This window comes from Leptospira noguchii serovar Panama str. CZ214 (genome assembly GCF_000306255.2).
Lineage (GTDB): Bacteria > Spirochaetota > Leptospiria > Leptospirales > Leptospiraceae > Leptospira > Leptospira noguchii.
The window spans coordinates 80,552-107,484 of record NZ_AKWY02000024.1; the positions used below are offsets into that span (position 1 = coordinate 80,552).

The following is a 26,933-nucleotide window of genomic DNA, read 5'->3' on the forward strand; positions in this document are numbered from 1 at the left end:
TTTGGAAATTTACTCAAGATTCATCTCTAAGATCTGAAAATCCAGTTTACGACTCGAACTTGTATTTTGGATATAAACGTTTCCGTTCCATTTTTTAATTGTAATGAAGTCTTGAAAAATAACTTCCTTTTTATCTGGATCTTGATTTCCCATATTACAATCTCTACCACAACCATTACAATCCATGTCCGAATACTTCTCCATAAAAGTAGATGAGTATTTTCGCATATACCCAAATACTCTCAATTCCAGAGAATCCGCTGAAGACTTTTTGATCTCATAGTTTCCAATTGCATAAAACTTACTCGTTTTACGCAATTCCCCACTTTGATCACTCGTATTCCCTTCCATAAAAAAAGAACCGTCTGATCTCATTCTTAAAGACCAAGTTGAGTCCGTCCTGACGTTTCCCTGTTCATCCAAATTCTCCGAAGAAGAGATTACTTCCGTACTTTGCATTTCCGCTGGATAATCTGAAATTTCAATACCTCTTAATCCTCGATTTAAAATCTCATTCAAATTAGAAGAGGTAAATTGAAGATGATTCGACTGAGCAATACTTTGAGACCTTTTAATAGGATCGATTAAAACCCAATCGTTATCTTTTCCAAAACGAATTTCACTCAGTACCAAACCTTTGTACATCTTTCCAGCGTAAATATCGTCTACGGTTAAACGTAAAGAATTTCCTTTATACGGTTTTTCTAATATGATTTCTTGAGGACCAAGAATATCCTGAAGTTGAATTTTTTGACTATAACCATCTTCTCCGGTTAACGTAGCGGATTTTAGTCTACCGTTCGAATAACAATGTTGATCCGATCTTTGATACCCGTTCCAAATTTTGATTTTATTGAACTTCTGAGTTTCTTTAAATTTAAAATCGAGAGTAACTCCTTTTCCTTTTTTATCGGAAGCCCAAGCATATTCATAACGAGAATCAAAAAGGTTCATTACATCGTAAGACTGAACCGGACTTGCGGTTTCCGAAGCAATAACAGAACCTTCTACAATTTTAGGAAGTTTTAAAGAAATCTGTTTATCTTTTTCATCGTAAAAGCGAACCTCTCCAATACAAAGTTCTTTGTTCTTTCTAAAATTAATTGTTACGGATCTAGCAAATACTGCCTTTTCAAAATTCACAGTAGCTTTTTTTACGGAAAGATCGGCCGCTGCACTCATTTCATCAAAATTGATGTAAACCGTTACTGCGTCGTTAAATTCAGACTTACAAGAATCTATTTCCACTTTCTTTAACTGAAAACCTTCATCTGGATAAAAGTGAAGTTTTACAAATTCTGCCCCATCTTCCGGTTTCCAATTTTCTCCGTTGAGAGCGGCGAACACAAGTTTATCACTTAAGGAAGTTGACGTTGCCATAGAAACGCTAAGTTCTTTTTTACAATTTTGAAGAATCAAAGATAGAATCGAAATTAAGAACAAAAAACGGATTTTATGAATCACTTAAGTGCACTCCCCAATGGAATTTTTACGATTTTTTTCCTAAAATATGCTCTGTCAAATTCAATGAGTGAGATAATAGCAGGAATTCTTGACGTTCACGATACCTTTATTTTTATTGATAATGAGAATAAAAATCATTCTCATTATTATTTTTAAATGGAGAAATCGTGAAACAAAAAATTGCATTCATTCTACTTGCTTGTGTAGTACATTGTAATTCTCAATCTAAAATAGATCTTACTCCCTTACTTTTGGCCATACTTGGTCAGACATCCGGATCCCAAAATGAAATTTCTTTCCAGATTCTTTCTCCCCGAGAAGGAGAAATCCTTACTGTCTATCAATTAGAAACAACAGTTCAAGCGAACTCGGACGGAGAATTTGAAATTTTTCATGAAGGAAATAAATTATTTAAATTTCAATCTACTCCATCTTCTCCCCAAACATCCCCTACCTTTAAACCTAAAAACGGAGACAATACAATCCAAGTTCGTTTCAAAAAATCAAACGGTTTTATTCTCTCTCAAGAAATCCATTTTTACTTTGGCACCAAACTGAGCGCAGGCGGAGGACATTCCGGTTTTTTAATAAACGGAGAACTTTATACAGTAGGTAGAAATAACTTCGGCCAACTCGGGACCGGCATTTCTACTGGAGACAATATCAATGATAGGATTGTAAAAGTAGATTTGATCCAAGATATTTTCAGCATTCACTTCAATCAAAACAACTCAATGGCAATCTCTAAAAATGGAAGAGTTTATACCTGGGGAGCTAACTCGAAAGGACAACTAGGAATTGGAAACAACAACACGGACCCAGCCAAAGCAAGCGACCCCGGAAACAGACAACCCCCTACGGAGATCAATGGAATTGACAACGCCGTAATGGGAGCTTATGGTTTTAATCATGCGTTGGTTCTCAAATCAGATGGAACCGTAGTTGCATTCGGTCAAAATAATGTAGGTCAATTGGGTAATGGAGCAAACAATTTAGATCGCAATTCCTTTTCTTCTATCCCGGTTAATGTCGCTCAACTTAGAAATGTAATTCAAATAATTGCAGGCTCGGAACATTCTGCCGCTCTTACTGAAAATGGGGAAGTTTATGTTTGGGGTAGAAATCAATACGGAAATTTAGGTAATGGAATTACTTCTCCAGCTAACACGATTCAATCGACTCCCTTAAAAGTTGAAGGGCTTTCCAAAATCAAACAAATTGCAAACGGAAGAGATCATATACTCGCTTTGACATCGGACGGAAAAATTTATTCCTGGGGTCTAAACGCAAGCGGCCAATTAGGGATCGGAGGAAATGGAAATCCTTTACCTACTCCAATCCCAACACAAGTTTTGAATATTCAAGATGCAGAATCTATTTGGGCTGGTGGAACTCAAAGTTTTGCGATTTTAAAAAACGGAGAAGTAAAAGGTTGGGGAGCAAACGGTAATATGGCAAGCCTTGCTCTTGGAGAATCAAATACGCCAAAAGTTTATGAACCAAACAAAGCGGTGGTAGGTATTGATAACGTAGTTCATTTTGGTTGCGGCGCTACTCATAACTTCGCACTTCTTGGAAACGGAGAAATTTATGGTTGGGGTTGGAACTTTAGAGGTTCTTTAGGAAGAAACGATTTACAAAATAATTGGGGCGCACCCAATCCTGTATTAATCAATCTTCCATAATATTCAAAAATCAAAATGAATTTCCGTTTTTTTTCATCAATTTCTATTTTTTTAGAAGGTAAGCCGAATCAGTTTTTTTTGATCGTTTTGCTTTTTACTTTTTTGTCTTCGCTAAATTGTACTTCAAAAAAGAAATTTTGTTCCTCTAACGATTGTAAAATTGCAATTTCGTTGATTGCAATCCTTTCCCTATCCGATGACTGGGGATATGAAGCAGGAGAAGAATTTCAGGGAGGACTCAAAATGACCAGTTTCGAATTTGGAGAATCCGCATTTCGACAATTTTCGAAAAACGTTTCCTTACATTCTATTTCCGAATACACAGTGGGGCAAACGGTCTTTGAAGTCCCTTGGACTCCTGGTTTTTCTGCCGCTATTCCAGATAGAGACGGACTGGGGCCTTTTTTTCATACCAACTCTTGTTTGAACTGCCACGCGGGAAACGGTCGTGCGCTCGAAGAAGAAGGGGAAAATTTAACCTTTAGTCTCGTCCGACTCAGCGTAGGAAATTACTCTCATAATCCTGAACCAAGATACGGAGGCCAATTTCAGCCCAATTCTGTTCGCGATGTTCCCAAAGAAGGAGATGTAAGACTGAATTATCAGGAAATCACGGGCAAGTTTGAAGACGGTACAAAATATACATTACGTTCTCCTATATTAGAATTTTCAAATTTAGGGTATGGTCCTTTTGCAAACGATGTAAGAACTTCCGTTAGAATTCCTCCACAGGTGATAGGATTAGGACTTTTAGAAACAATTCCCGAAAGTACAATTCTTGCTGCGGCAGACCCTGAAGACAAGGACGGGAACGGAATTTCAGGTAAACCAAACTACATATTGAACTTAAACGGAATTGGTCAAACACTGGGAAGATTCGGTTGGAAAGCAAATAACACTGATTTGGTGAGACAAAGTTCCGCCGCCTTCTTGGGTGACCTTGGAATTACCACTCCCATGTTTCGAACGGAAAATTGCACGAACTTTCAAGTAGAATGTCTGGCTTCCAGAAACGGCGGTTCTCCTGAGGTGTCTCAAAATAGAATCACAGCAATCTCAAACTATTTAAAACTGATTGCGGTTCCCGCCAGACGAAAAGCGGATAACGCAAGCGTTCTATTAGGAAAGAAATTTTTTTTTCAAGCGGGATGTAAAAATTGCCATCTTCCTAAAATTCAAACTGGGCCTAACGAAAATTTTCCGGAACTTTCTTATCAAACCATCCGACCTTATACGGATCTTTTGTTGCACGATATGGGAGACGGTCTTGCAGATAACAGACCGGACGAAGAAGCAAACGGTAGAGAATGGAGAACTCCTCCTCTTTGGGGAATCGGTTTATTCGAAAAAGTGAATGATCATTCTAGATACCTTCACGATGGAAGGGCAAGAAATCTGATGGAGGCTATCCTGTGGCACGGTGGAGAGGCGGAGTCTAGTAAAAATTTTATTCTCAAATTAGATGTTAGAGATAGAGCACATCTTCTCAATTTTTTGAAGTCACTTTAACGGGAGTTTGGCGTAAAAATTTGAGTTTTATAAAGAGTTTTGTCCTAAAATTATTCAATGTAGGAACTACTGCAAATTCTAATCACGTTAACAATTCGTAATGCGACTTAATTTGTGGGAACTACTGCAATTTAAAATTTTACGATAAAACTCTGAAAACAAAATTATTCTGATATTTTTTAAAAACGTGGGAACTACCACGATCTCTAATCACGTTAAAAATTCGTAATGCGACTTAATTTGTAGGAACTGCCACAAAAATTTGAATTTTTTAATAAAAGAAGACCTCTATAAAATCTAAAAAAATTATCACCTAATCAATTTTTTACATAAAATCGCCGTTTGGCGACAATTATAAAGAGATAAAATTTTAGGCATTTAGTATATAACTCCAATCAATCTTTTTATTTTAATAGTTGTGAACTTTAGCGCCAAACTGACTTCTTATCAGATTAAATTGTTTTTAAATACTTCACACCTTAAATTAAAGCGTAAATATTTACATTAGAATTGTTGAAAAATTAACTTTCTATCTGTTTCTATTTTTATAGAAAGGGTCGATTGAAGTAGTTTTGTTAGTTTGTACTATCGGATTTCCCAACAACTATATTAAAAAAACTTAAATATTAAAAGATTGGTTAAAAAAAGAAAAAATTTTTAGAGAACATCCTTTTCGTAAATCATAAAAAACTCACGTACTTTTTTCAAAAACATAAAATAAAATCTTTCGAAAAAAAGAAAATTTCTCGAAAAAATCTGCGATTATTTAAGAATTCAATTTCAAGATGATCCACTTCAAACAATTTACAGCGTTAAAAAAAAATAAAATACATTCTCCCCTTCTTTTCATTCACGGAGCTTGGCACGATTCTTGGTGTTGGGAAGAAAATTTCGTTCCCTACTTTCAAAAGGCGGGTTACGATGTTTATACGATGGATTTAAGAGGGCATGGTAAAAGCCCAAATCAAAACGGAAAATTTAGATGGAATTCGATCCGTAATTATGTTCAAGACGTAGAAGAAGTTATAAAAAAGTTACCTCAATTTCCTATTTTAATCGGGCATTCTATGGGAGGACTTATCGTTCAAAAAATATTAGAAAAAAATCATATTTCCAAAGCAGTTCTTCTTGCAAGTGTACCTCCACATGGGGTTTTTAGAATCACTCTTGAATTGTTGTTCCGTCATCCGATCCGTTTTTTGAAAGTTCTACTCACACTTTCCTTATTTCCAATCGTAGAAGATACAAAACTAGGTCGTGAATTATTTTTTTCAGAATCTCTCGACAAACAAAAAGCGATTCAATACGTTTCTAAAACCCAGGACGAATCCTTTCTCGCATTTCTAGATATGTTGTTTTTTTGTCTTCCAAAATCAGATCAGATACAAACCTCACCTCTTGTACTCGGAGGAGAAAAAGACAGATTTTTTGTTCCTTGGGAAGTGAAAAGAACGGCTAACACGTATCAGTCGGAAATGGATATTTTTCAAGGAATGGGGCATAATCTTATGTTAGACGAAGGTTGGGAAAAAGTAGCAGAAAGAATCCATACTTATCTTAGTGACTCGAAAATTCATTTAGAAAAAAAGAAAACATTCGTTTCCAAAAAAAAGAATAGTACGAAACAAAAGTCTGCAAAATTAAAAAATAAATCTAAAAAGCAAAAAACTTAATCTACTTCCTGAATGCCGATTCATAGAGAGGCATTCGCTGAGTTTTCTAACTCAATAAAACATTTTCTATCATAACCAACTCCTCATAATTATTTGGATCTGAAGATAAATCAAATCTACGACAAATCTTCCATGAAAAGGTTCGCCTTCAATTTTTGAGAAGACTCAACCGCATTGCTTCCTGCCAGTCAGTCGCAAAGATTCGGAAATTCTTTTTTATCAGAAAATTATACTTTTTGCAAGTACCAAGACCTACTTTTGTAGAAACACTTGAAAATTTGCATTTTTGATCCGAAATACTTCTAATGTGGGATTGCTTATGACTTCTACATAATTTGGAAACTCAAACATAATAATTACTTTCGTATTGGTTATACCGAATTCACGTTATATAATTTTACATTCAAACGGGCTTTTACAATAAAATTCACGGTATTCTATCTATAATAAACGGTAAAGCCGCGCCATTCTCAGTTTTTCTCGGAAAGTAATTGAAATACATTTTCCAGTCATAGAAATACTACAAAAATTATTAGAAATAGAAACGTTCAGTTCTATTTTTATATAAAAATAAATCTTAAATTATCTTAGCACAATAACATAACTAAAGTAATATATGATATTAAAATAATATACTTAAGTATATGATATCTCTTAAATAAAAAGAGAGATTTTAAATTTTCACTTGCACATATTTATTCATATTCGTTTATCAATAATATGAAATTGATTCAAATTATTTCTAAAATTTTTATATTCCTTCTTTGTATTTTACAATTTTTCTACTGCAAGCCAAAAGCAGAAAATACAAATAACGTAGAAGATATTTTAAAAAATCTTGGGTTTCCCTTTTGGGACGAATTCAATCACGAACTCTATAAATTCACCCCTATTTCTTTTATTGTTTCCAAAAGCGATTTTATATTAGATCAATTCGTAATCGCCACTCCTAATTTAAAAGTCAATAAACCAAAAATCGTTTTGATTCACGGCTGGGACCCTGAAGAAAGAAATTTCGAACTTCCGACTACCAAGGCTAAAAAAGTTGCGAATATTAGAAAAATCTGGGACGACGCTCTGGAAATGTATTCTCAAAATCTTTTTGAGGCTCAGACCAATTATGAATTTTATACTTTTACGTATCGCACTTCGGATTACATAGAACATAACGGTAGAAGACTAATCGATAAACTGAATTCAGTTTTTACTTCTGACGATAAGGTAATTCTATTAGCTCATTCCATGGGTGGTCTTGTTGCTAGATCCGCTCTTTATCACGTTAACAACACAAACGATGTTATTGGTTTTATTGTAAGTCTTGGAACCCCTTACTTAGGTTCTCCGTTTGCATCCCCTAGTTACAGGAAAGATTTAGGATCGTTAGGTAAACTAATCGGATTTGTGACCGGAACCGCAGGCGGAAAAGACCTTGCTTATACAAACGCGTTAGGCACACCGTATCAGGTTCCTGAAAATGAAATCATTCCAGGCGCTTCTAATGCCTACTTAGAAAGACTTTTAAGAGAATCTTCTAAAGATTCAAAAGTTACCGCGTTTTACGGTGAAATGTCTAAGTGTAAGGATCATCCAGGTTCTGGGGCCGTCTTTATCATCGGTTGTGATATTTTAAAAGACGAAGAACCTAGTTTTGCAAATAAAAACGATGGAATGGTTACTTCTACCAGTGGTAAAATGTCTTCCAAACTTCCACCCGAAAGACAATTTAAAAAAGACCTAGACCATTACCAACTTTCGTTTAGCAGTCACCCAAGTATCGTTTCTAGAAACATGTATTTTGAGGAAGTGATAAATATCATCAACACATTATAGTATAAATAAACTTACTACTCGGACGAATGAAAATAGTACCAAGTTATTAACGACCGAATTTAGGAAGAAATAGCAATACTTAAAAAATAACGCATGTGGCATTTTAGACAGGACCTAAACATTCAAATTATTGAAACAATTTAACCCAAATATTTTATTTATACGTCCGAGTAATAAAAAATAGTGTGAATGTATCTTTGAAACAGACGCTTTGGTTTTATGAAGTGCATTCTAGCGAATTCAAAGTATATGAGTAAATTAAATTTTACTTATGTTTTGTAAAATAATACCGGGTAGCAAAAAACAAAAATTATCAAATTTTAAAAATAGAAAGTTGTGTTCAATATCTATAAATAAATATTATTTCAATCCAAACGAACCGAAATGCCCATCTCTTCCATAGCCTTTTTAGTTTCACGAATGGAATATTCTCCAAAATGAAAAATAGAAGCGGCAAGTACTGCATCCGCTTTCCCGCGTAAAATGGCTTCTACCATATGCTCCGGATTTCCGGCCCCTCCAGATGCGATGATTGGAATTTCTAGAGACGACGAAAAATTTTTTAGAAGATGGATATCAAACCCATTTCTAGTTCCATCTCGATCCATAGACGTAAGTAAAATTTCTCCAGCGCCTTTTTCAGAGGCTTCCTGTGCCCAATCCAAAGCCTCTCTTCCGGTTGCAGTTCTTCCTCCGTGTAAAAAAACTTCGTATCTATCTCTTTCTTTTTCATATTTTACGTCTATTGCACAAACGATACACTGAGATCCGTAAACTTCGGAAGAATACGTTAGTAACTTAGAATTTTGAAAAGCCGCGGTATTAATGGATACCTTGTCTGCTCCTTTTTCTAAAACAGCTTTTACATCATCTACGGTTCTAATTCCTCCTCCTACTGTAAAAGGAATGAAAATCTTTTCGGCGATTCTTTCCACAAGATCAAGTAATATCTCTCTTCTATCCGAAGAAGCGGTTATATCCAAAAAACAAAGTTCATCGGCTAAATTTTCCTCATAGATCGCCGCAGATTCCACTGGATCTCCAGCATCCACTAAATTTACAAAGTTTACTCCCTTAACTACGCGCCCGTCTTTAATATCCAGACAGGGAATCACTCTGGCAGTAAGATTACTCATCCAATTTTTTCCGGAAATTGAATATTCATACCTTGTAATGTAGAAAGTGCTAATGCAATTTCAAAAAGTTTTTTTTCTTGGAAATGAGAAGCAGTGATTTGTAAACCAATCGGAAGTCCTTTTTGATCTATTCCCATCGGCACACTCATAGCAGGAAGCCCGGCAAGATTTACACTTGTAGTCCAAATATCAGCCTTATACATCTGAATTGGATCTTTTGTTTTTTCACCGATTTTAAATGCAGTTGTAGGAGAAGTAGGTTGTAATATACAATCTACTTTTGAAAAGAAAGACTCGTATTCCCTACGGATCAAAGCCCTTGCCTTTTGTGCAGTTCCATAATAAGCGTCATAATAACCTGCAGACAAAGAGAAAGTTCCCAAAAGAATTCTCCTTTTTACTTCCGGTCCAAATCCCTCCGTTCTAGAATCTACAAAAAGATCTTCTAGTTTTCCAGTTTTATCTTTTCTCGACCCAAAACGAATCCCGTCAAAGCGGGAAAGATTAGAAGAACATTCCGCAGTCGCTATGATATAATAAATTGGAATTGCAAAACCAAATTTCGAAAAATCAAGATCGACTAACGTGGCTCCTTTTTCTTTCAATTGATTTAGAACTTTATCATATGATTTTACTACTTCGGATTGAATTTCTGAAGTCATTTTGATAACCCCTATTTTCAATCCTTTGAAATCTCGAGACAGAACATCCGAAGCCGAAAATTCGGAACGATTGATAGAAGTAGAATCTTTTACATCCTTTCCAGAAATCACAGAATATAAATCTATACAACCTTGTAGTTCTCTAGAAAAAGGCCCGATCTGATCTAAACTAGAAGCGTAAGCGACAAGTCCATAACGAGAAACGGTTCCGTATGTGGGTTTAAGTCCATAGAGCCCACAAAGAGAAGCTGGTTGACGAACCGATCCTCCCGTATCCGATCCAAGTGCCAATGGAACCATAGAAGCGGCAACCGCAGCAGCAGAACCTCCGCTGGAACCTCCCGGAATTCTTTCCAAGTCAAACGGATTTCGAGTAGTCTGAAAAGCGGAATTTTCTGTAGAACTTCCCATTGCAAACTCGTCCATATTGGTTCTTGGAAATAATATAAAACCTTTTTCCAAAAGTTTTTCCACAGCAGTTGCATGAAACGGAGATTTATAATTTTCTAATATTTTGGAAGAACAAGAAGTGATCGTATCTCGAATACATATATTGTCTTTAATCGCAACGGGCATTCCATCAAATTCCGAAAGTTGTTTTCCTTCTTTCCTACGTTTGTCACTTTCTTCTGCGGCGCTTAGTATTTTTTTTTCATCTAAAGAAAGAAACGCTTTTACAGAACCATCTACTTCTCGAATCCGATTGATACAAGCGCTTACAAGTTCTGTGGAAGATATTTTTCGGGAATTTAGTAAATTTTTCAATTCTACATAAGGTTTTTTTAATATTTCGTTCATGTTTCTATCACCTTAGGAACCACGAAATATCCGTTTTGAAAAGAAGGCGCAAATGCCTCTATCTCTTCGCGCGAAAGATGTTTACCAGCCAAATCGGGACGAATTGCATTTTCATGATGTAGATAAATTTCCTCGTCCTTGATTGAACTTACGTCCAGACCTTTTATCTGATCCACATATTCCAAAATCTTGTTAAAGTCTTGAAGAGCAGCCTGTTTCTCTTCGGGACGGATTTTTAAACGAGAGAGTTCGGCGATTTTTTGCAAAGAATCTTCGTTGATGTTCATGATTCTCCCCTTGCGGCAAGAGTGTTTTAGTATGCGTTTTTGTCCATGATTCCTTTAAAAGGAGTCAGTAGAATAATTTTCAAATCTAACCAAAGAGACCAGTTTTCAATGTAATAAATATCCGCAGCGATTCTATCTTCGATCGAAGTATCTCCTCTCAAACCTTTGACTTGTGCGAGCCCGGTAATCCCCGCTTTAACCGCATGCCTTCTCATATAATGTTTATGATCGTTTTTAAACTTCTCTACAAAATGAGGACGTTCCGGTCTGGGTCCAACGACCGACATATCCCCAAATAAAACGTTAAAAAACTGAGGCGTTTCATCCAAAGAAAGTTTACGTAGAATTTTTCCAACACTTGTAACCCTAGGATCGTTTTGAACCGTCCAAGTAGTTTCGGATTGGTTTTTGGCTTGAACTACCATCGTTCTAAATTTAATCATCTTAAATTTTTTATTATCCAATCCTACTCTTTCCTGATAATAAAACACTGGACCGGAAGAAGTTAGTTTTACGAGTAATGCCATCAATAAATAAAACGGAGAAAAAAATAAAATGAAAGAAATAGAAAAGATTAGATCAAAAATTCGTTTTATGAATTTATTATATCCCAATCGGATCGGAATGTTTCGGATCGAAATTACCGGAAGACCTTCCATTTCTTCTACTCTTCCACGAGCTTTAATAAACTCCTGAAAACCGGGAACGATCTTAAGATCAATTCCTTCGTGGTCGCATGCGTCCAATACCTCTTTTAAATAATCTCCTTCCGAAGGTTCCAAAGTATAAACCACTAAATCGGGTCTTTCTTTTTCTAAAATGTACGAGATCTTTTCGATCTTACCGATCAATTTCATTTCTTTGCTAACTGGTTTTGCACTTTTTGTTTGAACAAATCCTAAAATCTTATAACCGTATATTCCGTGTTTGATGACTGCGTCGTTAAAACGTTTTGAAGTTTCAGAAACACCTATCACTAAAACACTTCTTAAATTATATCCCTTTTTACGAAGAATACGCAAAACGATTCTAGCAGTATAATGAAGAATACTCGAGGTCAAGATGTTGATCGTTGCAAAAGCAAGTACCACATATCTGGAAAACCGTTCGCTTCCTAAGTCTCCTCTAAAGAAAAATAAAACTGCAAGTACTAATACAAGATTGAGAAATACTCCACTTATAATCGTTAAAAATTCGTCTATAAAAGAAAGACCTCTTCTTGGGTGATAAAGATCGATCGCAATAAACACAATCACTTGAAAAAAAGCTAATAAAAAGAAAAGGAATATATAACTTTCAATATCTACGTAACGTCGATCTATTCCATTTTCGTCTAAAAAATAAAACCTAAAAACAAACGCTAAAACGCCGCTAAATAAAGCATTTGAAAAATCTAATATCGTAAATACCAGTTTGAATGTTTGACTTCTTTCCTTTAACATATCAAGGGTTCTCCGAAGAAATTCCAGTGCTGTCCCCTGCTTGGAAAGGACGTTTTCGGAATCTAAACAAACGAACTCTGGTCAACTCCGAAGAATCTTGTTGCCCCAAAGTAAAATCCGTAATCGAAATCGAGAAAAATACAGATTGATCGTAAAAGGAAACAAGTCCGTCCGTTCTTCCTCCAGGAACCGAACGAAGATCCATACTATACCCCAACCTAAAGTTTGCGGTATGAAGATTATATTTGATCGTTCCCATAAATCGATTGATGTTCAGAGCCGTGTTTTGTCTTGCACCGTTTCCATTTACTCCGGTTCCGTCTAACAGATCTTTTTGAAGAGAAGTTCGATCTAAATTAATCGTGGCAACGGACATGGTAGGATCATTTCCGTAATAGAAAGTATCGTATGTATTACCAACCTGATTTGTATATCTCCAAGGTTGACTAACTCTAGAATCCAGTTCCGCTTCAATTCCTAAATACCGAGTAAAATCTACATTCGCTTTTACGAATACTCTATAACCATCTAAAATTGGACTATTGTAAACGTGATACCAAGTTCCACCTAATTCCAGTTCACGAATCAGACGCACCAGAGGAAGTGTAAAACCTCCCATCTTGTAAGAAGCCGTTAAACTATTGTAAAGTGGTTTTGCTTTTGGATTATGATGTACATAATCGTTATTTAGAAACAGACCAGAATAAAAACTTCTTTTTCTTTCCAATAAGGAAACTCGTTTAGGTCGTAGTCCGTCCAAAAAGTCAAAATATCCAGAAAATCGAGCGACCGTAAAGTACCATCTTTCTGCATTGGTAGGTTGAGGTTTGTACTCGTCAGAAAAAGTTCTTAAGTCTCTTATGGTTCGGATGGATATTTCAAAATTTTCTAAAGCGTAACTTTCCAAAGAAAGCTCCAGTTCGTGTTGTCTGGTTTTACCTAAAATAGGATCTTGTAATTCTGGTTTATAAATTTCGGTTTTTCGATAAGTAGTATTAAAAAATAAAAGCGGAACTCCAAATCTCAAATTGGAAGAAGTTCTTAGATATTCGTAAGATTCTCTTGCAAGATATCTTTCTAAAGAAGTAAACGCGTTATCCGTAACACCTGTCACCGCGGTATTGTTTCTAACATTTGCAGATTGTTTTTTAGCTCCGAAAAAAGCATTCGGAGTAAAGGTCAAATAACTTCCAAAATTGAGAGTGGTCCTAAGCCCAGATTCACCTTGGGTAAAATACTGAGTCCTAAATACGTTCTCTTTATAATTTCCCCAAGGATCTTGAAAAGAACCGTCCAGAGTAGGAATTTTCAGATTTTCTCGAACCGGAGCCCCATAATATCTTAATATTGTATTATTTAGAAAAACGTCCCAATAAACTGCTGAATTGAAATAAGGAATCCTTCCTATTTCGGAAGAATTTCGAATAGTAGTAGTAGGTATTGTATCGACCGTAGGAAAATATCCGGACTTATCTGCAGGATTTAATATATAATAGAGAAGATTCCGTTTCATTCCTATGTTGATAGAAAGATCGCCTCTGTTTTCCGTATAATCCAATTTCCATTCCAAGGTGTTCCGGATAAAACCCATACGGACATTTCTAGCAGTATAAAGAGATTGTAATGTATTTGCGGGTTCATAACGGTTTCCGTATTCGTAATCAAAAAGCCTGTCCGTATAATTTTCGTACTGCAAACTGATGTTTCGGGTAACGTCTTTTTCCGTATTGTTCATTTTAGAATTTAAAAGTATTCTACCCTTCCACCAAGGTTCTACGTCCGGTCCAATATTTCTAAGAGGAGCGTTCGGATCCGCCGAATAAAGCGCGCCTCGATCCACTTGATTTGTAACCGCGGTAGTACCTACTCCGAAGTTATGAAAACGATCCTCGTAGGCGGTAGTGGTTTGATACCTTCTATGATTGGCGTAGGCTATATCAATTAGATAATTTAAAGCCGGGCTTTGATTCCACATTTCCACATGAAACGCCTGCCCCGTTTTTTCGTAAAAATCCGCTCTAAATTTATAACCCATAGGAGCCAATGGAAAAGTAGGAATTGTAGACCATTGATACGAAGTTTGCAAAAACAATCCCTGCGTGTTGTTCTTACCTGCTTGTGCGATCCATCCGTTTCCTAAATTACTATTGTATAAAAATGGCAACCAAAGAACAGTCGTACCACCAACTTGATAACGAACGTTAGTCGCCATTACAGTCTTATCTTCATAAATATAAAGTTTATTTACTTTAAAAGAATAATGAGGTTTTTCAGCGTTACAAATCGTAAAATAACCCATCTCTAACGCATAACGTTTATCATCTAATTTTTTGAGTTTTTCTCCAATAAAATGAGCCGGAGAAAAAGTACCTTTCGTTTTATAGACCACTCCTTTTTCTAAACGAAAATCGTAGATAAACTTGTCCCCTTCTACAATCGCCCTACCGTCCTTATAGACAATCCCACCTTCCGCGTAAATTTCCTGTCTTTCACTGTCCACTGTAATCGTTTCCGCTTCTAAAGAACCAGAGCGAAGTTTTAAACGAACCCTACCACGAAGAACTAAAACCCCAGACTTATTTTTATCCACTTGAAGAAGTTCTCCTTCAGAAGCGTTTTCAATAGAAATAGGAAGCGCTTTTTTAGTTTGTGGAAGTTGGAGCATTGGATCAACAGCAACCGGAAGAGGTTCTTCCAGAGCAGCGCGGAGACGTTTTCTTCTAGTAAAAAGAGAACCGTCTCGAGTGAGTCCTAAAGAAAGCAAAAGATCGTCTACTTCTCTGTCTGGAAGTGTATCTATAGATTTACCGAGAAGACGATTTTTAGCTCTGAGTATGGATAACTTTTTATCATCGTTAGAGGAATCCGATCCAGCCCCACCCGTAAGTAAACGAAGAGTCTGTTCATCCGTAGACTGAGCAAAGATAGGAATCTTGATCAGTAGTAAAGATAAAATCAGAATCAGACGGAGAGGCATACCGTGTCAGATTGTTCTCCTCATCAAATCAACTTAGTGAGAACGAGAACTCCGACCCCCAATAAGATTCTATAAACTCCGAAAACACTAAAAGAATGTTTCTGTAGATAACGTAAAAACCAACGAATCACTAAAGTACAAAGAAGAAACGAAACTAAAAAACCAAATATCAATACTGGTATCGTATGTCCGTTTAAAATGGATCGGTACTTAATTAATTTATAAATTCCTGCTGCAAGAAGAACCGGCACGGCGAGAAAGAAAGAAAACTCGGCGCTACTTTTTGTATCCTTTCCTAAAAAACGGGCTGTAATGATCGTAGCAGCCGATCTGGACATTCCTGGTACAAGAGCCATACATTGAAATATTCCGATCAAAATAGAATCCTTAAAATTGATCGGTTTTTTTTCTACGTTTTCTTGTTTTTTATGAAAGTACCATTCCGCGATTAGAATGAGAACTCCTCCAAAAATCCAAGCCCCCGAAAGAATGTCTAAAAGATCCGGGCTTGTTTTGATCGTATCTAAAAATTTCTTCGCCACAAAACCGGCGATTAAAATTGGAACAGCTCCCATCCCAATTTGAATCAAAAAGTTAAATCCTTCTGAATCTGAATTCTGTTTTAAAATGTATCGGAAAGAAGAAACGATCTGTGATCTGAATTTTTCTCGATACAAAAATAAAACCGAAAGGATAGCTCCGCTCTGAATGAATATATCAAAAAGGTCATCAAATTCGAAATTCTCTTCATAAAAAGGAAAGAAAGAACTGAATAAAAAAAGATGCCCTGTGGAAGACACCGGTAAAAATTCTGTGATCGCCTCAATGATACTTCTCAGAAAGGCGTTCAGATACGGATTCAATTGAAATTACTGCCCGGTTGTTTTCGGGGTTTCCGTTTTAGGGGCAGTTCCTGTTGCAGATGAAGATTCTTTTTTATCCGCCTCAACACCTACTTTTTTCTTTAAGAAAGCGTCTAAATCAAACTTATCATTGTGTTTGATAGCAACCTGTTCTTTGATTCTTTCTAAAACCTTTGGAAGAATTTCCTGAGACTTATCTTTTTTTAACTTCGCTCTTGCAAAAAGAATACAACGATCGATAGGAAGAGAACTGATTTGAGGTTCCTTAGAACGAAGTTTCTGACATTCTTCCATCGCCTCTTCTTCAGAAATTTTAATCTTACTTTCTACAAGATGCATTACATAAAGTTGTGAAACGATCTGCATTTCCTGAAACTTTAGAATTTTTTTAATGTCATCTCGTTTTGTAAAACCGTCTTTTTCAGCTGCGATCGTAGTGATCATCATGTCTCTGTATTGATCGTAAAAATTTTTCTTTTGAAACTGATAATTCAGAGCCTTCATTTGTTCTGGAACTTCTGCTATGTCTTTAGAAATAAATTCGAGAAGATTTTCTTTTTCTATATTTTGAACTCGGCTCATCGCATCAATGGCTACATTATAAGTATCTTCAAAACTGTTCACAGTGATCTTGTTACCGTCCAAGGTTTCAATCACTTCGGAATTATCTCCACAACCCGCAAAGAAAGCGGTCAAAATAAAAATGAGAATAATGTTTTTTTTCATCGGACTAAAGTTCCTGTTGCAAAGATAGGATTCGCATCTGGATCGTCTATACTTTTTTAGAAGGTAGCATTTCCGAAAGAAGAAAGATTAAAGTGTCTAGCTTTTCTTTTTCCAACTTTTTTCCGGTCTGAAAAATCAATACATTCGGCTCTCTAGGATTGAGAGTCAGTCCTGTTCTAGCAGAGATTAGCTGAATGATTTTAGTATGATCCCCTTTAAAATAAGAACCTGACTTCATTTTAATTTCATCTTTCATTTCTGTTACGGATTCAAAACCTAAACTAGATGCAAGAGTTCTGATCTTTTCTAAAAGTATAAACGTTTTTGCATCTTCCGGAGGTTCTCCAAAACGATCCAACATTTCAGAATAAATTTCCTCAATCTCATCTAAGTCTCTTGCACCTTCAAACTTTTTATAAAATTCTATCTTTTGTCTTGTATCAGAAATATATGTTTCCGGAATAAAGAAGTTAGTATTCAAAGTAACAGAAGTTCTAACTTCGACTACGATTTCCTCTCCTTTAATTCTAGCGATCGCGTCTTCGAGCATACGAACATAGAGATCAAATCCAACTTCCATGATGTCCCCGGATTGTTCCTTTCCGAGTAAATTACCAGCCCCTCTGATTTCTAAATCACGCATTGCTACTTTAAAACCAGAACCTAATTCCTGATATTCGAAGATCGTATTGAGTCTTTTTTCTGCCTGTTCGGTTACGACCCTATCTTTCGGCAACAACATATAAGCGAACGCTTTCCGATCACTTCTACCAACTCTACCTCGGATTTGATACAACTGAGAAAGACCAAAAAGATCCGCCCGTTTAACAAAAAGTGTATTTACATTAGGCATATCGATTCCGGATTCTATGATCGTGGTAGTAACTAGAATGTCGTATTTACGATTGTAAAAATCCAACAGAGTTTCTTCTATTTCGTCTTCCGTCATTTGACCGTGTAAAATTCCAATGGAAACTTCCGGAACAAGTTCATTCAGATAACTGGTTTCCTGATCGATCGTCTCCACTCGATTATAAAGATAAAAAACCTGACCGTCTCTTTGAACCTCGTTTCTAATTGCGTCCGCAATCAAATCGTCTTCCTCTTCTAAAACATAAGTTTCGACCGACTGACGGTTCTTAGGTGGAGTAGCGATAATAGAAAGTTCTCTGATCCCAGTCAGAGCCATGTGAAGAGTTCTTGGAATCGGAGTTGCGGTCAAAGTAAGAACATCTACTAAATTCTTAAACTTCTTAATGGCTTCTTTATGATTAACACCAAATCTTTGTTCTTCATCTATGACTAAAAGTCCCAAATTTTTAGGTTTTAATTTAGAGGAAAGAATGGCATGAGTTCCTACCACCATATCCACTTTACCGGCAGAAAAATCGGCCAATATATCTCTAATTTCTGCAGGAGTTTTAAAACGAGACACGAGTTCAACTCGAACAGGATAATTTTCGAAACGATTCTTAAATGTATTATAATGTTGTAATGCTAAAATTGTAGTAGGAGCTAACATCATAATCTGCCTACCCGCCATCGCCACCTTAAATGCCGCACGAATCGCCACTTCCGTTTTTCCGTAACCAACATCTCCACACACAAGACGATCCATCGGCCTAGGAGATTCTAAATCTTTTTTTACCGCCTCGATCGCTTCTATCTGATCCGGAGTTTCCTCGTATTCAAACTCAGCTTCAAATTCCTCTTGATAAATCGTGTCCGGAGGAAACGCATATCCTTGTAGTTTGAGTCTGTTGGAATACATCTGGACCAAATCTTCCGCCAATGCCTCTACAGTTTTTTGAACACGGTCTTTCGTTTTTTTCCAAGTGCTTTTTCCCAAACTATCCAAACGAGGGGACTCGGTTCCACCGATATAACGTTGAACCAAAGAAATCTGATCCAAAGGAACAAACAAAGTGTCTCCGCCCGAATATTCCAGTTTGAGAAAATCTCTTTCTTTACCATTCGCGCTGGTTCTTTCGATTTTTAAAAACTTACCTACGCCGTGATGAATATGAACTACGTAGTCTCCCTCTTTTAGATCGATAAAACTTTGAAGCGCTTTGCTGCTTTGTTTTTTAAAACGTGTTTTACGTTTATATTCCCTTCCAAAAATGTCATTTTCAGAAAGAATTAGAATTTTCTGATTTTCGAATATAAATCCGTTTCTCAGTTCGGATAAAACTAAAAACGCATCCGATTTGTGATTTTCCAAATGAAACGGAAGAGGTTCTGTAGAATCTTCGTTTAACAAAATCACACCTTCCTTTTCAAAAAGCCCTTGTAACCTTTTAGTCTGGGCTTCAAAAGAAGAAGTCAAAACGATCTTCCAACCTCCTTTTGTCCTCAGTTCGGAAATTTTTTCTCTGACTTCTCGAATTTTACCTTTAAACGAAGGAGCTTCTTTTAAAAAAGAAATCAGATCGTTTTCGTTTCTGGGAGGAAGCCCCACAAAAGAAAGGCCTATCGACTCAGAAAGAACCTTAAACTCTTCCCCAAAGGACAAAAGTTTTTCAGGGGAAGCACATAGAACTTCTCTGGAACGTTTTTCAAAAAGAGAAACATATTCTTTTTCCAAGTGAAGTAATCTTTCTTTTACAGAATTTGCAGAAGGAAAAATAAGAACCGGAGGTTCCGAAAAGTAAGAAAGAATTCCATGATTTTCTCTAACTAAAGGCACAAGTTCTTCGTAATAAATTCCGTAATTACCTTCCGGAACTTCAGGAAGGTGCAAAGAGGAATCAGAAGACTTTAGAAGATTCTGATATTCTTTTTTTTGTTCTTCAGAAAGAATATATTCATCCGCGGGAAGAAGGACTGCCTGATTGAGATCAACCATAGATCTCTGGCTGTCCGGATCAAAAGTGCGAATCGATTCTATCTCTTCTCCAAAAAGATCGATCCTTACAGGCTCCGTGGAATACGAAGAAAAAATATCCAAAATTCCACCCTTTAAGCTAAACTCTCCGAAAGTTTCACAAACCTGTACCCTTTTATAACCTAGATCGATCAATTGAATCAGAAGAGATTCTAAATCGATTTCTTTTCCTTTTTCTAAAACGATCGCTCTTCCCTGCATCGTTTGCATTGGGGGAAGAGTTTTTAAAAAACCGGAAACGGAAGTAAATATCAAAGAGGGTTCCCCACTCAGTATTTTCGCAATGGCCTTAATTCTTTCCTGTTTCATCTCGGCAGGATAACGTATGTATTCGTAGGGAAGAACTTCCTGGCCGGGCAAATAAACCAGATCATTAGCGGGAAGAAAACTCAAAGTCTCTCTAAATAAAAATTCAGCTGATGTATTGTTTTCGGAAACGACTAAAATTGTTTTATTCAATTTTTGAAATAAAGAAGAAGCTAATATAGAATGACTTCCAGTAGTAACCGAATATACCGAACCTACAACCTCAGTGTTTACAGAAAGATTTTTTTCCGAGGCATTCGCTTTTAGAGTAAAATTCGATTGAGCTTTTGAAGCCAAAGAATCCACAAACGAAGATTTTACTTTTGAAGTAGAATTTTTCTTTTTAGGAGAAGATTCAAACTTTGAAAAAATTTCCTCACCGATCATGTTCAAAAGATCTTTCATAAAATAGGAAAACTCAAAGTAAGATTGTCTATCAAACGCACCGGGCCTATAAAAATTGCGATGGCCAGTAAAATTTCTCCTTCTAAAACTTCCAAAGGATCAAGAGTATTTGCATTCAAAATCTCTAAATAATCCAAACGAATTTTAGAAGAAGAATCTAAAACGTCCTTCATAATCTCTTTGACCAAAACCGGATCTTTGATTCCGGAAAGAATTTGATTTTCTCCTAGTTTGAGAGATCTATAAATCAGAATAGATTCTTCTTTTTCTGTTTCATTCAGACGGGAATTTCTGGAACTAAGAGCCAAACCCTGGGGAGAACGAACGGTTTCACAGCCGATCACTTCTATTGGAAACGCCAAGGTTTTACAAAACTCTCGGATCAGTAGATATTGCTGATAATCTTTTTTTCCGAAAAAAGCAAAATCAGGTTGTACAAAGTGAAAGAGTCTAGAAATTACAAGAAGTACTCCTTCAAAATGTCCTGGTCTAGAAATGGCACATAAGTTTTTCATTAAATTAGGAATTCTTAATGCAATATCCGGAATTCCATCAGGGTATATAGTTTCTTTGTCCGGTAAAAAAACAAGATCTACTTTTTTAGATTCACAAAGTTTCAAATCTCCTTCCGTATTGACCGGATATTTGGCGTAATCTTCCGGATCGTTGAACTGAGCGGGATTTACAAAAATAGAAACCACGATTTTATCCGCTTTAGACAAACATTTTTCAAACAAATAGGCGTGACCCTCGTGCAAATAACCCATCGTAGGAACAAAACCGATTTTCTTTCCTTGAGTTTTCCATAAACGAACTTGGTCCAAAACTTCTTCAGGGGTTTTACATACAATCATAATATTTCAATATACTTAAGTTCTAATTTTTTACCGTCTGATTTTCACTGAATGCCCGTGTTCTTCGTCAAGACCCTCGAATTCGGAAAGCACCTTAACGTGTGGATACAGATTTTGAATGGACTTTTTAGAAACTTCCTGCCAAGTAACACGTTTCAAAAACGTAGAAACTCCTAAAGAAGAGTAAATCCTAGCGGCTCCTGCGGTTGGAAGTATATGATTGGTTCCACTGATATAATCACCCATTGCAACCGGAGAATAATTACCTAAAAAGACAGAACCTGCATGTTTTATTTTTTTTAGATCTTTTTTAAAACTTCTGGTTTGAATCTCTAGATGTTCGGGGGCAAATAGATTTGAAAATACAAAACATTCTTCTAAATTAGAAAAAACAAATATTCTTCCATGATCTTCAATGGACATACGTTTTATCTCTTCCCGCTTGGGTCTTTCCACAAGAGCTTTTTCTACTTCTTCCTTTACTTTTTGAGCAAGAGATAGAGAATTCGTACAAAGGATCGCAACTGAATCTTCTCCGTGTTCTGCTTGAGACAAAAGATCTGCAGCGACCCACATAGGATTTGCAGAATCGTCCGCTATGATCAAGACCTCACTGGGACCTGCTGGACTATCGATTCCGATCACACCTTGCCCGCTTAAATATACTTTTGCAGCGGTCACAAACTTATTTCCAGGACCGACCACAAACTCCGAAGAAGGAATACTCTCCGTTCCATAAGAAACCGCTGCAATTCCCTGTGCACCTCCCGCCAAAACAATTCTATCAGCCCCGGCGATTTTAGCAGCAGCAATCAGACCTCCTGGTAGAGCTCCTTTTCTAGGAGGGGTCACAATTTGTATATTTTTTACTCCGGCGAGTTTTGCAGGAATGACTCCCATTAGAATCGTGGAAGGGTACAATGCTTTTCCGCCCGGAGCATAAACGGAAACAGACTCAACCGGAGTATGAAGGATTCCAAGTTTATTTCCGTGTATTATAATTTCTTTATTTTCTGGAATTTGAATTTTATGAAAGTTACGTATATTTCTTGCGGCTTTTATCAAAGCGGTTTTGAGTTTAGAATCGATTTTCGGATTCAGTTTAGAAATTTCCAAAACAAAGGATTTAGGAGGGACAATCTCGTCAAACTTTTGAGTGTATTCTCGAAGTGCAGAGTCCCCTTTATTTTTTACGTCTTCTACGATCGGCTTTACGAGAGCCAGAGTGGAACTTAGGTCTTCTCTGGCACGTTTTAAAACAGGATCTAAAACAGAGTGATCCTTTAAACCGACTTTCAAAATTTGTATCGCCATCTAAGAAACCAGAATTTCCAAAAGAACGAATCTTGCATCTGAAATTTATTCAAAAAACAATTGCTTATAGAGGGAATTCCTTCAACTTACACTCTGCTTATGAAATTTATCTCACTCAACTGCAACGGAATTCGTTCTTCCTTGGAAAAAGGACTGGCTGATTATATTCGGAACACAAAACCGGATTTTATCTGTTTTCAAGAAACGAAGGCAAATCAAGACCAGGTTTCTACCTCTCTCTGGGAAGAAGGAGGTTATACTCCGATTTTCCACAGCGCCGAAAAAAAAGGATACAGCGGAGTCGCTATTCTTTATAAAAAACCCCCGGAAAAAATCACAATTGGAATCGGTGATCCATTTTTTGACAAAGAAGGAAGAAGCATCTATTTAGAATATTCTAACTTCGCGCTTTGGAATTTATATTTTCCCTCTGGGACCACGGGAGATGTACGCCAAGCGGCAAAGATGAAGTTTCTGGATCTATTTCAAAAAGAATCCTCTAAAAGAAGAAAAAAACAATCAAACATCATCGTATGTGGTGACGTAAACATTGCTCACACCCCTCAAGACATTCACGATCCAAAAGGAAACGCAAAGAACAGTGGATTTTTACCCGAAGAAAGAGAATGGTTATCCGGATTTTTAAACAAGGGTTGGGTAGATACATTTCGATATCTACATCCGGACAAACAAGAATATTCTTGGTGGACGTTTCGCTCGGGAGCCAGGGCCAAAAATAAGGGTTGGAGAATCGATTATTTTTTTGTAACAGAAGAACTTAAGAAAAACATAAAAAACCATTCGATTTATAGAGATAAGCCCCTTTCTGATCACGCCCCTCTTGAGTTTGAAATTAAACTTTAGAAGTTTATGATAAACTTTTTTTCCTATTTAACGTAAACTTGGACGTAAGAAAATAAAAAAGAATTTTCTAAAAGTATGAGTTCCTACAATTTTAAAATTTGTTTGTAAAACCGTAGTTTGTAGTAGTTCCTACATTTTAGGAATCGATCTGTAAATCTCGAATCCCAACTTTTTTCAGAAAAATGAATCATGGATTTTTTACTCTAAACACACGCTAAGCAGTTCCCGCAGGAAAGTCAATTGCGTAAAGGATCAAAGCACAACTAAAGCGCCTTACTTCCATGGGCTCCTCAATATGTCAATTTATTATTATTTTATAATAAAATAACATGCTTTAGTAATTTGCAATAAGCTTAATCGAAATGGGGAGCCTGACAGCAACTTTCTATTTGCTCGAAGTATAACCCAAATCATACGTCTATTTTTTAGAAACGAATTAGGTTTTTAAATTTTGATAGATCAAAATCTATATTCTTGGGTTCCTCAAAAAAAAAATTTTAATAAAATGTAGCGTTGCTAACTTGTTAGGCGGTTCTAACTTTTTAACACGCCTTTTTATGATTAGACTCTAATGAATTCCCACATTCTAAGATTTTTAGAAAAGTGATCAGGTGAAATCGCCTTTTTTGAAAATTCTAAAAGTTTCCATTCTTTCAGATCTAACGGAAATTTAGGTAAGAATTTTTTAACCAACCCAATTGCATCAGATTCAAATAAAAGCACATTATCTGTCATTCTATTTTGAGATTTAGAACGAACTATTTTTTTTTCGGTGATAGTTCCATGAAGTAATATCGGATCTTTCCAAAAAGGAATTTTTACTTCCAGAGTGGCGGCCTCACCTACTGAATCCAAATTAAAACGTTCTAAATTCAGACTCATGGAAGTTCCTTCCCAACCGCCAATTTCTGCTGAATAATTTCCGGTTTTACTGTGAACTTCTAAAGGAATGCGAACTGATTTTACGGATTCCTTAACTGAATCTTTGAAATCTTCGATTATTTTTTCGAGCATTGTGCACCCACTTTTAAAGAGAAAAGAATAGAATTCTGTCTCATTAAATTTTCTCATATTTCGTTGTGCAATGCAACAACAAAATACTTTGCTAAACTTAGGTTTAGCATTTATTCAAACAATTCGATTCTTTGTTTTTTTCAATTTATCTTCGATTTTTGAACTTATCGCTTTTCTTGAAAATGGTTTCCATTTAAGAAATTGCGGGAACTACCACTTTAAACAAAGAACTTATATCGACTTTAGGAAATGTAGGAACTACCACTTTTAAATAAAAGACTTCTGTCGATTTTAAAAATTGTGGGAACTACCGCTCGTAACAAAAAACAATTCAAATTTTGTTCAAAAAACTTCTTCTAAAAAAGATTCTACAAATATCTATATAATAAAAAAAATATTTAATATATACTAAATTTCTAATTTAATAAAACGAAATATTTCTTTTGCAACTCGTTCTGGTGTTTCCAAATGCAAAAAATGTCCCGCTTTATCGATTACCTGGAAAGAAATCCTAGAATAAAATTCTGATTCAAGACCTTTGTATACGGAAGTGGAAATACATTCGTCTTTTTCTCCAGCAAGCACTAAAGTTGGAACAGAAATTTTATGAAATACCAATTCTCTACTTGAATTCCAAAGAGCCAAATTCCCAGGAGTTAATAAACCTCTATAATAACCAAGCGCGGTGATTAAATTTTCGTGAACCTTTAGATTTTCAAAAACCTCTCTAAAACGTTCTTCAGGAATTTTCCAACCAGGACTCCAATCTTCCCAAAGCCTACGCAAAAGATCGTTTTTTAACAATGCAGCTTCCGGAATTCCCGCCCTAATTTGAAAGAATAAAACATACCAACTTCGAACGATTTGAGAAGGATAAACGAGTAAATTCTTTAAATACGTTGGAATAGGAGGAACAGAAAGTGCAACTAACGTATCTATCGTTCCAGGTGAAAGATTGGAAAACGCATAAGATGCAATAGCTCCCCAATCATGACCCAACACCACGGTGGTTTCTGGATTATACGTGGACTTCAAAGATTCCACGATAAATTTTAAATCCCCTGCCAGTTCAGCGATACTGACGGTCGTAGAGTTGGAACCGGGAGAATATCCCCTCATAAAAGGAGCAATACAAGTAAAATCTTTTTTAGAAAAGATTTCCATCAGTTCTTTCATAGAACCGGCGTCATCTGGAAACCCGTGAAAGAAAAAAATAAGTTTTCTCCCATTTCCTAAACTTAAATATTTATATTCTCTTTCTCCATTCTTTAAAAAAGAGGTTTTGATTTCTGACATGAAAACTCCCGTTATTATTGAAAACTACATAATAGGTCGCCTTGATTTGCAGGAAAAATCATCGCCTATAAGTGAAATTCTCTACGACTTATGATGCAGCCTGTCTTTCAAAAAGCGTTTCGTGAGGGACTACATTGAAGTTTTAAAATCTATTGTCAAAATAAATTATAAGAATTTCTATAAAATGAATTTTGAATTAGATTTAAGAAACGAAAATCTTATATAAAAATTAGTATTTCATTTTTAAATTTGATAAAAACAATTCACTATGAGATAAAATATTTTTACGAATAGAGTTGCTGAAAAATGAATCTCCATCTGTTTTTGTTTTATAGAAACGGTAGATTAAAGCAGTTTTGTTAATCGCCACTATGGAATTTTTAAACAACTCTAATTTCTATATAATATTTAGAACTATTATAATGAAGTACCCAGTATTTTACGCCCGAACAGGACTTTGTAATAAAAATTTATGGTATTCAGCTGATAGGATGGAATAATAGAAGTAGTATAAACTTTTACATAAATTTCCATTTAGAAGCAGAATTTTGAGCACTCTATAAGTATATTAACGCGAAAGGGATCGATGTGGGGAACTAAAGCAGAACGTTCTCTCGAACTCAGCGTCTCGCTTCTGGAAACTCAATACATCACTTCCTATGAGTCGCTCGACAGATCGCGTTAAACTCAGCAGAACGCTCTCTATGGATCGCGTTCTAAATTGAAATCTATGACGATAAGTCGTATAACGTTCCTGTATACAATTTATTGAGTAGAGCTGGCAGCCGGATTCGCCCAGTTTTCTTACGTTGAACTCACGTTAGTTAGATAATACTGAATAAAACAACTTTCTAAAATCCATAAGATAACACGTCCAACTTTGATAAAACTCTAACTAAAAACGTTTCTTTTTTCAAAGGATCATTTGTTTTTGGAATCCA

At 36.0% G+C, this 26,933-nt stretch carries 18 protein-coding genes; 5 read left to right on the forward strand and 13 right to left on the reverse strand.

The features are described 5' to 3' along the window. Window positions 1–9: 9 nt before the first annotated feature. Window positions 10–1,464: an NADase-type glycan-binding domain-containing protein gene (locus LEP1GSC059_RS14080; protein ID WP_017214344.1), complete on the reverse strand. Its 1,455-nt coding sequence runs from the start codon at window positions 1,462–1,464 to the stop codon at window positions 10–12. Between the two features lie 167 nt (window positions 1,465–1,631). On the opposite strand from LEP1GSC059_RS14080, the gene LEP1GSC059_RS14085 reads away from it, so the two are divergent. The 4 genes from LEP1GSC059_RS14085 to LEP1GSC059_RS14100 all read left to right on the forward strand — a co-directional run bounded on the left by LEP1GSC059_RS14085 (window position 1,632) and on the right by LEP1GSC059_RS14100 (window position 8,161). Then, window positions 1,632–3,149, forward strand: a complete 1,518-nt coding sequence (locus LEP1GSC059_RS14085; RefSeq protein ID WP_002177579.1) for an RCC1 domain-containing protein — start codon at window positions 1,632–1,634, stop codon at window positions 3,147–3,149. Window positions 3,150–3,158: 9 nt separating this feature from the next. Next, the gene (locus LEP1GSC059_RS14090; RefSeq protein WP_036057643.1) at window positions 3,159–4,658 is read left to right on the forward strand and encodes a di-heme oxidoreductase family protein; all 1,500 of its coding nucleotides are present in this window, start codon (window positions 3,159–3,161) and stop codon (window positions 4,656–4,658) included. A 785-nt stretch (window positions 4,659–5,443) separates the two neighbouring features. Next, the gene (locus LEP1GSC059_RS14095; RefSeq protein WP_020980953.1) at window positions 5,444–6,331 is read left to right on the forward strand and encodes an alpha/beta hydrolase; all 888 of its coding nucleotides are present in this window, start codon (window positions 5,444–5,446) and stop codon (window positions 6,329–6,331) included. A gap of 720 nt (window positions 6,332–7,051) precedes the next feature. Beyond that, window positions 7,052–8,161 carry an esterase/lipase family protein gene (locus LEP1GSC059_RS14100; protein WP_017214348.1) on the forward strand — a complete coding sequence of 370 codons (1,110 nt, stop codon included), beginning with the start codon at window positions 7,052–7,054 and terminating at the stop codon, window positions 8,159–8,161. Between the two features lie 365 nt (window positions 8,162–8,526). Here the strand turns inward: LEP1GSC059_RS14100 and hisF are convergent, their stop codons facing one another. Genes hisF through hisD form a run of 10 tightly spaced genes read right to left on the reverse strand, consistent with a single transcriptional unit; the run spans window position 8,527 to window position 22,818 of the window. After that, window positions 8,527–9,297 carry an imidazole glycerol phosphate synthase subunit HisF gene (gene hisF / locus LEP1GSC059_RS14105; protein WP_002177568.1) on the reverse strand — a complete coding sequence of 257 codons (771 nt, stop codon included), beginning with the start codon at window positions 9,295–9,297 and terminating at the stop codon, window positions 8,527–8,529. Then, window positions 9,294–10,757 carry an Asp-tRNA(Asn)/Glu-tRNA(Gln) amidotransferase subunit GatA gene (gatA, locus tag LEP1GSC059_RS14110; protein WP_017214349.1) on the reverse strand — a complete coding sequence of 488 codons (1,464 nt, stop codon included), beginning with the start codon at window positions 10,755–10,757 and terminating at the stop codon, window positions 9,294–9,296. Before gatA ends, hisF begins: the two co-directional genes overlap by 4 nt. Continuing rightward, a complete protein-coding gene (gene gatC, locus LEP1GSC059_RS14115) occupies window positions 10,754–11,044 on the reverse strand; it encodes an Asp-tRNA(Asn)/Glu-tRNA(Gln) amidotransferase subunit GatC (protein ID WP_002155495.1) in 291 nt (96 codons plus the stop codon). The genes gatA and gatC overlap by 4 nt, the downstream gene beginning before the upstream one ends. A 26-nt stretch (window positions 11,045–11,070) precedes the next feature. Further along, window positions 11,071–12,486: an undecaprenyl-phosphate glucose phosphotransferase gene (locus tag LEP1GSC059_RS14120; RefSeq protein WP_017214350.1), complete on the reverse strand. Its 1,416-nt coding sequence runs from the start codon at window positions 12,484–12,486 to the stop codon at window positions 11,071–11,073. Between the two features lies 1 nt (window position 12,487). Continuing rightward, window positions 12,488–15,463, reverse strand: a complete 2,976-nt coding sequence (locus tag LEP1GSC059_RS14125) for an LPS-assembly protein LptD (RefSeq protein ID WP_002177537.1) — start codon at window positions 15,461–15,463, stop codon at window positions 12,488–12,490. A 23-nt stretch (window positions 15,464–15,486) separates the two neighbouring features. Continuing rightward, the gene (locus LEP1GSC059_RS14130) at window positions 15,487–16,326 is read right to left on the reverse strand and encodes an undecaprenyl-diphosphate phosphatase (protein WP_020980950.1); all 840 of its coding nucleotides are present in this window, start codon (window positions 16,324–16,326) and stop codon (window positions 15,487–15,489) included. A gap of 6 nt (window positions 16,327–16,332) precedes the next feature. Then, window positions 16,333–17,052: a lipoprotein LipL31 gene (locus LEP1GSC059_RS14135; protein WP_017214351.1), complete on the reverse strand. Its 720-nt coding sequence runs from the start codon at window positions 17,050–17,052 to the stop codon at window positions 16,333–16,335. A 46-nt stretch (window positions 17,053–17,098) separates the two neighbouring features. Further along, window positions 17,099–20,650: a transcription-repair coupling factor gene (gene mfd, locus LEP1GSC059_RS14140; protein WP_020980969.1), complete on the reverse strand. Its 3,552-nt coding sequence runs from the start codon at window positions 20,648–20,650 to the stop codon at window positions 17,099–17,101. After that, window positions 20,647–21,504: a pantoate--beta-alanine ligase gene (gene panC, locus LEP1GSC059_RS14145; RefSeq protein ID WP_017214352.1), complete on the reverse strand. Its 858-nt coding sequence runs from the start codon at window positions 21,502–21,504 to the stop codon at window positions 20,647–20,649. The genes mfd and panC overlap by 4 nt, the downstream gene beginning before the upstream one ends. A 30-nt stretch (window positions 21,505–21,534) precedes the next feature. Further along, window positions 21,535–22,818, reverse strand: a complete 1,284-nt coding sequence (gene hisD / locus LEP1GSC059_RS14150) for a histidinol dehydrogenase (RefSeq protein ID WP_002177450.1) — start codon at window positions 22,816–22,818, stop codon at window positions 21,535–21,537. A 99-nt stretch (window positions 22,819–22,917) separates the two neighbouring features. On the opposite strand from hisD, the gene LEP1GSC059_RS14155 reads away from it, so the two are divergent. Further along, complete coding sequence (locus tag LEP1GSC059_RS14155; RefSeq protein ID WP_002177520.1) at window positions 22,918–23,682, forward strand: exodeoxyribonuclease III; 765 nt, start codon at window positions 22,918–22,920, stop codon at window positions 23,680–23,682. Between the two features lie 561 nt (window positions 23,683–24,243). Here the strand turns inward: LEP1GSC059_RS14155 and LEP1GSC059_RS14160 are convergent. Both LEP1GSC059_RS14160 and LEP1GSC059_RS14165 read right to left on the reverse strand, forming a co-directional pair. Next, window positions 24,244–24,696, reverse strand: a complete 453-nt coding sequence (locus tag LEP1GSC059_RS14160; RefSeq protein ID WP_002177573.1) for a hypothetical protein — start codon at window positions 24,694–24,696, stop codon at window positions 24,244–24,246. A gap of 408 nt (window positions 24,697–25,104) precedes the next feature. Further along, window positions 25,105–25,992 (reverse strand): alpha/beta fold hydrolase, encoded by an 888-nt coding sequence (locus LEP1GSC059_RS14165; RefSeq protein ID WP_002177480.1) that lies wholly within the window; start codon window positions 25,990–25,992, stop codon window positions 25,105–25,107. Between the last annotated feature and the right edge of the window lie 941 nt (window positions 25,993–26,933).

Bases quoted from the DNA above. Each gene is read 5' to 3' on its own strand.
- LEP1GSC059_RS14095 (WP_020980953.1), top strand. From the start codon at position 5,444: ATGATCCACTTCAAACAATTTACAGCGTTAAAAAAAAATAAAATACAT.
- LEP1GSC059_RS14100 (WP_017214348.1), top strand. From the start codon at position 7,052: ATGAAATTGATTCAAATTATTTCTAAAATTTTTATATTCCTTCTTTGT.
- hisF (WP_002177568.1), bottom strand. From the start codon at position 9,297: ATGAGTAATCTTACTGCCAGAGTGATTCCCTGTCTGGATATTAAAGAC.
- gatA (WP_017214349.1), bottom strand. From the start codon at position 10,757: ATGAACGAAATATTAAAAAAACCTTATGTAGAATTGAAAAATTTACTA.
- gatC (WP_002155495.1), bottom strand. From the start codon at position 11,044: ATGAACATCAACGAAGATTCTTTGCAAAAAATCGCCGAACTCTCTCGT.
- LEP1GSC059_RS14120 (WP_017214350.1), bottom strand. From the start codon at position 12,486: ATGTTAAAGGAAAGAAGTCAAACATTCAAACTGGTATTTACGATATTA.
- LEP1GSC059_RS14125 (WP_002177537.1), bottom strand. From the start codon at position 15,463: ATGCCTCTCCGTCTGATTCTGATTTTATCTTTACTACTGATCAAGATT.
- LEP1GSC059_RS14135 (WP_017214351.1), bottom strand. From the start codon at position 17,052: ATGAAAAAAAACATTATTCTCATTTTTATTTTGACCGCTTTCTTTGCG.
- mfd (WP_020980969.1), bottom strand. From the start codon at position 20,650: ATGAAAGATCTTTTGAACATGATCGGTGAGGAAATTTTTTCAAAGTTT.
- panC (WP_017214352.1), bottom strand. From the start codon at position 21,504: ATGATTGTATGTAAAACCCCTGAAGAAGTTTTGGACCAAGTTCGTTTA.
- hisD (WP_002177450.1), bottom strand. From the start codon at position 22,818: ATGGCGATACAAATTTTGAAAGTCGGTTTAAAGGATCACTCTGTTTTA.
- LEP1GSC059_RS14155 (WP_002177520.1), top strand. From the start codon at position 22,918: ATGAAATTTATCTCACTCAACTGCAACGGAATTCGTTCTTCCTTGGAA.
- LEP1GSC059_RS14160 (WP_002177573.1), bottom strand. From the start codon at position 24,696: ATGCTCGAAAAAATAATCGAAGATTTCAAAGATTCAGTTAAGGAATCC.
- LEP1GSC059_RS14165 (WP_002177480.1), bottom strand. From the start codon at position 25,992: ATGTCAGAAATCAAAACCTCTTTTTTAAAGAATGGAGAAAGAGAATAT.